General features: G+C 46.0%; 10 protein-coding genes. 3 read left to right on the forward strand and 7 right to left on the reverse strand.

The window, feature by feature from the left end:
- Positions 1-534 precede the first annotated feature (534 nt).
- The 7 genes from MARME_RS19900 to MARME_RS19930 form a co-directional block, all read right to left on the reverse strand.
- Positions 535-1,287 carry a DUF2182 domain-containing protein gene (locus tag MARME_RS19900; protein ID WP_013663071.1) on the reverse strand — a complete coding sequence of 251 codons (753 nt, stop codon included), beginning with the start codon at positions 1,285-1,287 and terminating at the stop codon, positions 535-537.
- A 6-nt stretch (positions 1,288-1,293) separates the two neighbouring features.
- On the reverse strand, positions 1,294-2,745 hold the full coding sequence (locus tag MARME_RS19905) for a tyrosinase family protein (RefSeq protein WP_013663072.1): 1,452 nt from the start codon (positions 2,743-2,745) through the stop codon (positions 1,294-1,296).
- A 277-nt stretch (positions 2,746-3,022) separates the two neighbouring features.
- On the reverse strand, positions 3,023-3,889 hold the full coding sequence (locus MARME_RS19910) for a LysR substrate-binding domain-containing protein (protein ID WP_013663073.1): 867 nt from the start codon (positions 3,887-3,889) through the stop codon (positions 3,023-3,025).
- Between the two features lie 125 nt (positions 3,890-4,014).
- Entirely contained in the window at positions 4,015-5,232 is a 1,218-nt protein-coding gene (locus MARME_RS19915; protein ID WP_013663074.1) for a cystathionine gamma-synthase family protein, read from the reverse strand.
- A gap of 269 nt (positions 5,233-5,501) precedes the next feature.
- The gene (locus tag MARME_RS19920) at positions 5,502-6,263 is read right to left on the reverse strand and encodes an amino acid ABC transporter ATP-binding protein (protein ID WP_013663075.1); all 762 of its coding nucleotides are present in this window, start codon (positions 6,261-6,263) and stop codon (positions 5,502-5,504) included.
- Positions 6,256-7,200, reverse strand: coding sequence for an amino acid ABC transporter permease (locus MARME_RS19925; protein WP_013663076.1), 945 nt, complete (start codon positions 7,198-7,200; stop codon positions 6,256-6,258). Before MARME_RS19925 ends, MARME_RS19920 begins: the two co-directional genes overlap by 8 nt.
- Before the next feature lie 64 nt (positions 7,201-7,264).
- Entirely contained in the window at positions 7,265-8,071 is an 807-nt protein-coding gene (locus tag MARME_RS19930; protein ID WP_013663077.1) for a transporter substrate-binding domain-containing protein, read from the reverse strand.
- A gap of 375 nt (positions 8,072-8,446) precedes the next feature.
- Between MARME_RS19930 and MARME_RS19935 the strand changes: the two genes are divergently transcribed.
- The 3 genes from MARME_RS19935 (at position 8,447) to MARME_RS19945 (ending at position 11,629) form a co-directional block, all read left to right on the forward strand.
- Complete coding sequence (locus tag MARME_RS19935; RefSeq protein ID WP_013663078.1) at positions 8,447-8,890, forward strand: Lrp/AsnC family transcriptional regulator; 444 nt, start codon at positions 8,447-8,449, stop codon at positions 8,888-8,890.
- 244 nt (positions 8,891-9,134) lie between these two features.
- The gene (locus tag MARME_RS19940) at positions 9,135-10,175 is read left to right on the forward strand and encodes a homoserine dehydrogenase (RefSeq protein WP_041649033.1); all 1,041 of its coding nucleotides are present in this window, start codon (positions 9,135-9,137) and stop codon (positions 10,173-10,175) included.
- A gap of 23 nt (positions 10,176-10,198) precedes the next feature.
- Positions 10,199-11,629: an aldehyde dehydrogenase family protein gene (locus MARME_RS19945; protein WP_013663080.1), complete on the forward strand. Its 1,431-nt coding sequence runs from the start codon at positions 10,199-10,201 to the stop codon at positions 11,627-11,629.

The raw sequence follows: 11,629 nt of genomic DNA on the forward strand, positions 1-11,629 counted from the left end.
ATTCACTGGCGTTTAGCTTTAGATACGCACTTGGAGAAAGGCTGCGTTATAGCTCGGACAGCGGGTGTCTGGATGAGAGCAGTAGCATTTTTAAGAAAAGAGTGTCGATCGACTGCGGCAATAAATCATAGAAAGAAAGAGAGAAAAGCGATGACGACCTAGTCAAAATAGAAAACGTTCAGAAAAATGTGTTTAACCGAGAAAAAATAGCATCTAAAGGGGCGATAAGTAATCCACAAATTGGTTAGCTGTGAGTATTGCAAGATGCTCAACAGTCATTTAAGACAACCACTAAGCGAACAGTATAGAAAAAATCGCCCAACCTTGCTCGCTTTAAAACAGAAAATTGAATGCCTATATGGATCGAAGATACGGACGAAAAATGGCAAAACCTCACCACTCTAGATTTTGACATATCCTATTAAGCCAAAGTCAGGCAGCGCCTCTCTTGTTGGCGCAACCTGAGACGTTTGGAAGCAAAGTTTTAAATTAATAACTGCACAACACCAATCACGCTTTAAAAGCGATTTTTGACTATGATTGATAAAATAATATCAATTCACAAATGGATAAAATGATACAGGTATTTCTTAATAGATTTTTTTTGTTTCTATAAATCAATTTCTCATAAAATAGCGCCACTGTAAGAATCGCCATTTGTATAACGCTGTGCCCCGCAATCTGCATTGCTATCATAATATGAGCACAAGTTTGAACACATTTTATCCCTTCATGAAAGCCTATTTTAAAAACGTCCATATCGGCTTTGAAGCCAATAATCCGAGGAGCCCAAATCCCTCCACAAGCATTGAGTAGCCGCATCCTGAACCTCGCATTACTCAGCAGAGCTGCCAACACGTATGCTATAGCAGCGCTAGGGATATTCCTTAATGTCATTATAAATTGCGAATTATACAAGGCTTCCGAAAACGATTGTAAAACTAGCCCAAACACCAACCAAACGAGCGAGTAGCCAACAATGAATAGCACCAAGCTTCTCAACTTTCTTGATATGGGAATCCGATTCACTATTGCTCGGATCGTGCCGCTGGTCATTGGCAACATCATTGCATAGACCATCAGCATCCAAGCAAACATAATGTTCAGCAGCGACGATACACCATCAGCATGCTCACTGTGGTGTGCATGCTGATGGTGATGTGCGCCGACTAAACTCAGTTGCTGCCAAAAATAAAAGGCCCAAAGAAAAGCAGAGATCACTAAAATAAACCAATGCGGGTTAGCTACCCTTAGGTAACTAACCCGTTTCCAAGCGGAAACTAACATAGCCCTTTATACAACCTCAGCTTTAATGCTTACACGACCCACTGTTACACTCGCGTTACCTAGCTCTCGACCGGGTTCAAGCTCAATTTGTAAATTCTCAAGATTCCAGTTGGTTTGAGAGCGGAGCTGTTGTAGAGCATCAGTGACATCAAGTTCTATACTAATCCCCGTTCCAGCATGACGTACGCTGGGTGTAGAGGACTGCGTCAAACCAAATAGACCGATTTTCCCGACTAGAACACGTTCTGAGTTTGCTGACGCCTTCACATAAACACTCACAGGAGCAACAACACCTGATCCCGTTACGTTATCAAGAACAATAATAACTTGATTAGGAGTTTGTGAGTTCGACGCTCCCAGTACAGGCACTTGAGCAGCTCTCTGCTTTTCTGGCAAAAACTCAAGCTGTGCAGACGTAGACTGTGATCCCAATAGGAAGGGCTTCGTCGTTGCAGCAATGGTGTCAAACATTCCACTTCCTCCTGCTGAAGCCAAAGCGAAGACTTTGCTATCCGTCGGAGCAGCCGAACTTGAATAGCTATCACTGTAAGTAAAACCAAGAGCCTCCGTAGACAAAACATCCTTTACACTAAGGGTATCTGGCAGAGAGTCTGCATTATGAAAGTCAAAGACCTGATTAAGCCAAGTAATGTCATTGGTATTTTCTCTACCTTGGTCAATCCAACACTGCCATAAACGATCTATGTTGGCGTGGTGCAACCAAAATATAGGATCTAAAGCAGCAGTATTTGGGTCCCCCATAGCACCGCCGATATCCACATGAACCAAGTTATGAGGGTTGTTTTCGACTGCTCCAAAAGTTCCCGAATCATGACTAAATCCAGTTTGAACACCACCAAAGCTCGTTGCAGGGGAAGAGGCCGTGAAATTTTGTAATTTCATTGCTACGCTGCAGCTCGCATCAGCTTGAGAGCTCAGCTGGTATTGAGCTCTTTCCTTCATCCATAGCCCTGGAAAATCTGGATTAGGCGTATTCGTCCCAAATTCAGAAGGCAGCTTTAAAGCTTGTAACTGTTCAGTGGGGTTGAGAGCCGGATTATTTGCATCGCAGTAATTCCAGTAAGGCAACGTCCAATCTTTTGGCCCACCTAACTCAACAACAGTCTTTGCAACAATCGCTTCAAAAAATTGCAGGTACATCCTGTGCCAAGGTAAAAAGAACCATGTACCATGCTGGCATTGTTGCCAAAATTGACTATTGACTAGTCCCTCTGACGGCGGGAAACCCTCGGCTTGCTCCCAGACAGAGCTCTCGCTCCAACTTTCATTATTTGCTAAATTAGGCCGTTTATCCAATCCATAACCATGAATCGCACCTTGATACCACCAACTACTAGGATCCGTAATATCCTTTTGCTTCATTGATTCCACAGCTTTCGAATACCAAAGTAGTGTATCATCGGTTAATTCATTAACATTTTTCCTTACTCGAATCATGATTTTCCCTCAAGTTAAAAACCTTTTTAAACAAAATATAATTGTAATTTCGGATGACATTTTTAATTAAAAACAAGACTGGTTCTCTAGCCTTAACAAAAATATAAGAGTAACTTCAATTATTCAATTACACCTTGTTACACTTTGTTTTCCATATGCCCTCTTTTTAGGTCTAATCAGAAAATTCCTGTTCACTAGCCAATTTATTTACACAGTTCTTTGCTCTTAAAACGCTAGAGCACCTGCGAATAACGCGGCCTTAATTTCAGAAATCTCGTTATTTCCCCAACCACTCCAAAAACACATTTACATCGTCACTCAACTCTGTCCCTGTTTTATGAACCAGATAAAAGGATTCACTGGCGTTGAGCCTTTTATCAAACAACTCCACCAGCTTTCCTTCCGCAATCAGGTCTTCGGCCATGGACGAACGAGCCAGTGCAACACCTAACCCCAACTCCGCCATTCTTAGGGCGGCAAGGAGTGTGTCCACTTGCATGCCTTTCGCTGGGTCTACTGTCTGCTCCCCAACCATTGAAAGCCAGTATCCCCATCCTTCTTCGTAACCGATAGTGTGCAGTAAGGTCTGTGCAGCGAGATCTGAAGGCGTATCTATGGTATCGAGCAATGAAGGGGCACAAACGGGAAACAGGGTGTCCCAAGTGAGTCGCCTTACGACAAGCCCTGGCCAATCGCCGTTGCCCCATCGTATTTCTAGCTCGTGATCGTCATCAACCTCGTCTACCCAAAGCGAGGTGGTGTAGCGAATATCGATGTTCGGGTAACGCAGTTTAAAATCGGTTAGTTTGGGCGCTAACCAGTGAACAAAGAAAGATAAACTACCGTGAATTTTAATCGGTTTATGGGCATCTTTGTTAACGAGCTCGCTGGTTGCGGCGGCGAGACGAGAGATGGCGTCCTGAACAACGGGCAGATACGACTGCCCTTCGGAAGTTAAACTTAACCCTCTTGGTAAACGTTTAAAAAGTGGGATGCCTAAGTGATCTTCCAACAGGCGTATTTGCTGGCTGACTGCGCCTTGAGTCAAACACAGCTCTGCTGCGGCATGAGTAAAATTGAGATGGCGCGCTGAGACTTCAAAAGCACGCAGCCAATTGAGTGGAGGGAGAACTTTTTGATTCATTTGAAACGCCCTGCAAATAGTCAGGTAATCGTAACGCTCCCGCTACAAAAGGAAAAGACATTAGCGAAAAACGTGACCATAAGAGGCTTTGCTAAAAAGCCTCTTATGGTGCAATGGCGTTATGTTTATAAAGAAGCGAAAGCTTGCTTGAGATCCGCCACTAAATCTTCGGTATCTTCAATTCCGACAGAAATACGCACTAGCCCTTCGGAAATCCCCAATGCTAAGCGCTCTTCAAGTGTGTTTTCAACATGACTTGTCGTTCTTGCAGGACCGTAAATGGTTTCCACTGCGCCGAGGTTGCCTGCACAATGCGCAAATTGCAGCTTAGGCAAGAGTTTGGTCACGGTTTCCATCCCGCCTTTGAGCACAAAGCTAACGATTGCACCAAAACCTTTCATTTGCGCTTTAGCAATCTCATGCCCTGTATGCGTCGGTAACCCCGGATAATTAACCGCTTCGACTAAGGGCTCAGTTTGCAGATACTCCGCTAAAGCCATTGCACTGGCTTGTTGTTGGCGCATTCGCAATGCCAGCGTCTTGATTCCACGAATAATAAGGTAAGCCGAGAACGGGTCAAGAGACGCGCCGTTGATTTCTCGATAGTGCCTAACTTGGCTCATTAAAGACTCTGCGCCACAAGCAACACCACCCATCGCATCGGCATGGCCACTTAGAAACTTAGTCGCGCTGTGCAGCACAACGTCGACACCAAGCGTCAGCGGGCTTTGATTCAACGGTGTGGCAAAGGTGTTGTCCGCAACAACAATGGCACCTTGCGCTTTAGCAGCGGCCGCAAGACGTTTAATATCCAAGACTTTTAATGTCGGATTCGTTGGCGTTTCTAAATACAGAAGATCACACCCTTTGGCGATTTCAGCTTCGATGGCTTCGTGATCTTGGGTTTCACAAAGTATTACCTCTACGCCCATTTTTGGCAGAAACTCTTCAAAAATTTTATTCGTGCCGCCGTAGCTGTCTTTGGTCGACACAACGCGCATGCCGTGAGACAAAAAGGTGTACAACACACTGCTGATCACGGCCATTCCAGTACTGAATGCAACCGCCGACTCTGCACGCTCCAGCTGACAAAGCTTCGCTTCCAAGACCTCAACGGTTGGGTTGCTCATGCGGCTGTAAATAAAACCGGGGGCCTTGCCTAATGCAACGTCGTACCACTCGTCGATGTCTTCATAACCATAGGCTGCGCTAGCAACAATCGGCGTCTGAGTGGCTCGATACGGATGGCCTTCTGTTTCCCCCCCCCAAACGGCTTGCGTACCCACACCAACAGTATCGATGGCATTTGTTTGATTTGGTTCATTTGAATGTTGATTGTCCATGACAGGCTCCCAGTAGGTCTCGTTTCTAAGCGCAAATATAGTGGACAATTCAGTGTGAGAGTAATCATGTATTCAAAGCCTAAGGGTCGTTTTTTTTAATGGCTGGCGCCGCCTCTAAAACCGTATTAATGAAGCAGAGGCGAAGTAACAAAAAGCATAAAGAAGGCACTTTAAAAACGCATAAAAAAAGCGAACTCCTAAGAATTCGCTTTTTACGTTCAATGTTACTTAAGAGCAGCCAAAAGCAACGTCCGCTTTCGGCACCTGAGTTAAAGCACCTGCCCCAGGAATTGCTTGAGTCGAGGGTGATCGGACTCGAAGAACTTTTCAGGTGTTTCCTCTAAGATCAACTCCCCATCTTCCATAAATACGACTCGATCAGCCACTTCTTTCGCGAAACCCATTTCGTGCGTGACGACCACCATTGTCATTCCTTCTTGTGCTAGTCCTTGCATGACATCTAACACTTCCCCTACCATTTCAGGGTCAAGCGCACTAGTAGGCTCGTCAAAAAGCATGATTTTCGGCCGCATTGCCAACGCTCTCGCGATCGCGACGCGCTGTTGCTGACCACCCGATAGGCGTGACGGATAGTTCTGCATTCGTTCAGCGAGTCCGACGCGTGTCAGTAGCTCACGCGCATGAATACCAGCCTCTGCCTCGGTTTTCTTCAGCACTTTCATTGGCGAAAGCATGACATTCCCAAGCGCGGTTTTATGAGGAAATAAATTAAAGGATTGGAATACCATGCCCACTTCCTCACGGACTTTATTGATATTGGTCGCTTTGTCGGTAAGCTCAATGCCATCGATATCAATCGATCCGCTAGAAATCGTTTCAAGCTGATTCAACGTCCGTAAAAAAGTCGATTTACCCGACCCGCTTGGGCCAATAATAACCACGACTTCGCCACGGTTAACATCCAGCGATACCTTTTTGAGCGCATGACATCCATTAGGGTAGGTTTTGTCTACATGACGCGCCTGAATAATGGCCGCCCCTACAGTCGTATCCAACGTTGTATTAGTCACTTGCAGATAACCTCTTTTCCAGAATTTGAATTGCCCAAGACAAGGCTCCAGTGACAATTAAGTACAGTGCCGCCACCGTAAACCACACTTCAAAAGGAGCAAAGCTTCCGCTAACGACTTCTCGTCCTGCTTTTGTTAAATCTGTGATCGAAATCACCGACACCAGAGACGAGTCTTTGATTAAGTTGATGAACTGACCCGCCAGCGGTGGCAATGTACGCTTAATGGCTTGCGGCATGATGACGTAACACATTGCCTGTACGTAGTTCATACCTAATGACCGAGCAGCTTCCATCTGTCCGGTTGGCACTGCTTGAATACCCGCTCTTACAATCTCGGCCACATAAGCGCCTGTAAAGATAGAAAGCGCTGCCACACCAGCTGTAAAACGATCAAGGTCAAAAACCGTCCCGATAAAGAAGTAAACGATAAAGATCTGTACCAGTAACGGCGTACCTCGGATCACTTCCACATAGGTAACAGCAAGATTACGTAGTACCTGCCGATGTGATATCCGCATCAGCCCAAATATCAAGCCGAGAATGATGGAGAACACGAGCGATATAAACGATATTTTTATGGTTACCCAAAGCCCTTCTGCAATCGGGCCAAACCTCCAACCTTCTATTCTTGCCAATGTATCTCCCTGAAAGATTAGGTCTCCATCATGAGCGACAAGCTTGCTGTACTCTTCGACGACTTGAGGGTCGCCACCATAATCCGGCGCAATGCGCAGCGTACCGTTCTCAACCACCACGGTTCCATCTGTTTCAGCAATGATATCTTGCGGCTCAGTATTAATGATGTAAGGAAACAACCTCTCCCAGTGCCATGTGTAATTAATGCGCTGTCCTGAGAGAAATACTCCCGAGATAAGGATCGCCATAATTATCAAATACAGCCCATGACCAGACCAACGATTAGTTTGTGTTTGCATACTGCCTCTTCACTGTTTTGAAGAAGAGCCCGCTAAACAGAAGACTCTTCTGGAAAGCGGAACGTTACTGGATACTGTCTACCCACGAATCGGACTCAAACCATTTTGAGTAAATTCGCTCATACGTACCGTCATTCTTAATTTGTGAAAGATAATTATTTAGGAAGTTCAAGAAGTTAGGATCGTCTTGGCGGATCGCCCACCCCAATGGTTCGTAGGTGAAAGATGTACTCAGGTGCTCAACCGTGTCTGGGTGTTGCGACGCATACAACGCATTGAAAGGAAGGTCATACACAAAGGCATCGGCTTTTCCATTTGCGACTTGTAAGACGCCGTCCGCAGACGTTTCAAATAAATCTAACGTTGCTTTAGGCAGGTATTTTCGCGCGGCTTCTGCGCCTGTCGTACCAATTTGAGATGTGATGGTATATTCGCTTTTATTTAAGTCTTTATAGCTCTTAATGATGCCTTTCAATTCCGGCTTAATAACCACCGTTTGACCAATAGAGATATAGGAATTAGAGAACATAACACTTAGATTACGCGACGCGGTAATCGTCATGCCACCCATAATGATGTCGCACTTTTTTGTTTGTAATGCGGGAATAATGCCATCCCAAGCCGTATTAATTGGCACATATTTAACATCCATAGAGCGTGCCATGTGCTTGCCAATGTCAATATCGAACCCAATATAGCGCCCATCTTTTGTCTTCATTTCGAACGGGATATAGCCCGCTTCAAAACAGACTTTAAGCTCTCCGCTGGAAAGGATGTCATCAATTGCAGATGCAGCACTGGCCTGAGAAGACACGACTAGAGCGCTCGCTAGAGCAAGACCTGTTAATGCTTTCTGGTAACCAAATTTCATTTTTGTCCCCTTTGCTCGCTATTAGAATAATTAGAAGGTAAGGCAAATTACGTTATAGACTGATCCACTAAACCGACTGAAAGCGAGTTGAGCGGGTCAAACTAATTTGCTTACAAATTCGAATATAGAAGATAAAACGCTCACCTAGTAATCATCTATTTCTGGACTAAGGGTCGATTTTATTAATGGCTATTCACTTTTTCATCGGCACTACCACGCGACAGAGTGGCCAGATAATCGCTCAACAAACCGCCTCTCTGGACTTAGACAAAGCACAACATCTAAATAGCGTTGGCGAAGGTTTCTGTTTTTTCTAATCTCTGTGATAGCATGCAAAACATGAAATGAGACCTCTCTAACAGTGAGCAGTAGACAATGGCAGAGCAACCACTTGATGATATTGATCAAAAAATCGTACAAACCCTGTTAGACGATGCTCGCACTCCTATTGCCGATCTATCGCGCCAAGTTAACTTATCTAGAAACGCAGTTCGTCACCGCATCGAGAAATTAGAGAAAGCCAATGTCATTGCTGGGTATCACGCTAAATTGGGGACGGGATCACCAAACCAAGCCCCGATGATTGCAATGATGATGGTCTACCGAAAAGACCGTATGCGAGGTCAAGATGTCACTAAGTACATTGCCGATATTCCAGAGGTAAAGTCCTGTTACATCATGAGTGGCGAGTACGACCTGATTCTTAAAGTGGAATCCGTGTCGCATGACAGAATCCACCAAATCTGGGAAAATATCAGCTCCCTCTCTGGTGTCGATAATATCCACACGACCTTTACACTCTCGACTATCAAGCCCTAGCGCTTCTAGACACGGTCACTAAACACCTTCCAACCAGGCCGTTTGTCATACCTACGAAGAAATAACAGTCATCTCGCCTTTTTTCGAGCCAATAAGAGACAAGTCTAAGAAGACATCGGTGCCCAAAATGCTTGGCGATTTTGGTCAATATCACCATTATTTTGGCCATTTTAGCCAATATACACTGACCTTTTTCCTCTGTGATACTAACGAGAACAAGACAACAATCGCATGGGGAAACGCTATGAAAAACTACAATATCGCACTCATTGGCTTTGGTGGCGTGAACAGAGCGCTAGCAGAAATCATCCACAACAACTCAGGCAAAATGGAACAAGAACTGGGGTTTAGCCTGAAAGTCGTTGCCGTATCGGATATGTACTTAGGCTCCCTATATCAACCAGAAGGCATAGAGCTAGAAGCCTTGACACAGCTGCCTGTCGAGAAAGGTGCATTAGCGGCATTGCCAAATGGCAAGGAAGACGCAGACAATGAAAACATCATCAAAAACAGTAACGCCGACATTGTCGCAGAGGCGACATTTACCGACGCCGTCACTGGGGAACCCGCAATTTCACATTGCCAGTGGGCTTTATCGTCTGGCAAACACATCTGTACCACCAACAAGGGGCCTTTGGCCCTATCCGCCGGTCCACTTAAAACGTTAGCTGCACAAAACCAACTGGGCTTTGAGTACGAAGGTGTGGTGATGAGCGGAACCCCCGTACTGCGTTACGCAGATCAGATGCTAAAAGGCGCGACGACGAACCGCTTTGAAGGCATTGTTAACGGCACGGCGAACTTTGTTCTTGGGTTAGTTGAACAAGGCCAATCATTCGAGCAAGCCATTAAACAAGCACAAGAGCTTGGCTACGCTGAAGCCGACCCAACGGCTGACATTGGCGGAAAGGACGTCATGCTTAAAGTCATTGTCCTAGCGAATAGTCTGTTCGGTGTGCATTTAGCGACTCAGGACGTTGCTTGTGTTGGCATTGATACGCTCACTGAGACCGACATCATCCAAGCTCAACAAGATGGCTTTCATTGGAAATTAATAGGGAAAGCGTCCCTGCTCGAAAACGGGCAAGTCGAGGCCCAAGTCGCCCCTGAAAAACTGCCAAGCGACCACCCTTTAGCAGGCGCTCAAGGCGCAACAAACGCCGTAACCTTTTATACCGACATGCTGGGCCCAGTGACAGTATCCGGTCCAGGTGCAGGCCGCATTGAAACAGGCTACGCACTGTTGTCCGACATTATTGCGATTCACACCAAAACTCATCATTAATGACCGTATGCGGAGAAAATAACATGGCCATAAACCAACAGATTAGCCGAGTTTCGCCGTTGCTGAACGTCTCGAACCCCTATACTAATAACGTCATAACAACGATCGAAACCACCTCGCCAAATTCACTGCAAAGCATCCTCGATGCCGCACAAAGAGGTGCCAAAGCATGTCGCGCTTTGGCACGTTATCAGCGCGCAAACATCCTAACCAAAACCGCGCAAATAGTGTCACAACGAAGCGATGGTTTCGCGACAACCATCGTTCAAGAATCGGGAAAAACGATCACTCAAGCACGTAAGGAAGTCGCACGTTGCATCAATACTCTGGAGCTATCTGCTGAAGAAGCGAAACGTCATGCGGGTGAGGTGATCCCGTTCGATTCCTATGAAGGCGCAGCGGGTCGTGAAGGCTACACTCACCGAGACCCACTGGGCATCATCGCTGCAATCACGCCTTTTAATGACCCATTAAACTTAGTTGCACATAAGCTAGGCCCAGCGATAGCGGGCGGCAATGCCGTTATTTTAAAGCCATCTGAACTTACCCCTCTCTCAGCGATCAAGCTGGTAAATGCCTTTGTCGAAGCCGGGCTTAACGAAGACATTATTTCCGTCGTCATTGGGGATGCGGCATTAGGTGAAGCGTTAATCGCCTCAGAGCAGGTTCGCATGGTGTCTTTTACAGGCGGAATGAAAACAGGGGAAGCCATTACTCGGCAAGCGGGATTAAAGAAAATGGCGATGGATTTAGGTGGCAACGCGCCCGTTATCGTTATGAATGACTGCAACCTAGAGCTGGCCGTGAGCTCGTGCGTCTCTGGTGCTTTCTGGGCAGCAGGACAAAACTGCATTGGCGTCCAAAGAATCTATGTGCATCACACTGTTTTCGACCTATTCACTGAGCGCTTCATTGCACAGACAAACGCAATGAACGTCGGCGATCCGATGATTACCACAATGGATCTTGGCCCTATGATCAACGAAGCTCAAGCCCAAAGAATTGAAACCTGGGTTGATGCCGCTATTGAGCAAGGTGCGAAAGTATTGACTGGCCACCAGCGTCACGGCGCCTTGTATGAGCCAACCGTTTTGACTCATGTTCCAATGGACGCGAAAGTCTTCGAAGATGAAGTGTTTGCCCCTGTTGTAATCCTAGAGCCCTACGAGAACTTCGGTGAAGTCATTGAATTGGCCAACCAAACGGAATGCAGCCTACATGCGGGTATTTTTACTAACTCCATGAATAAGGCACTTCAAGCCATTGAGCGTCTAGAGTTTAGCGGCGTCATGGTGAACGATTCTTCCGATTTCCGCTTCGATGCCATGCCGTTTGGCGGTTATAAGAAAGGCAGTTTAGGTCGCGAAGGAGTTCGCTACGCTCTGGAAGAAATGACACAGACTAAGGTTGTTTGCTTCAACCGAGACCATGATGAGCGTGAAGACGAACATTAG

This window comes from Marinomonas mediterranea MMB-1, from assembly GCF_000192865.1.
In the GTDB taxonomy this organism is placed as follows: domain Bacteria; phylum Pseudomonadota; class Gammaproteobacteria; order Pseudomonadales; family Marinomonadaceae; genus Marinomonas; species Marinomonas mediterranea.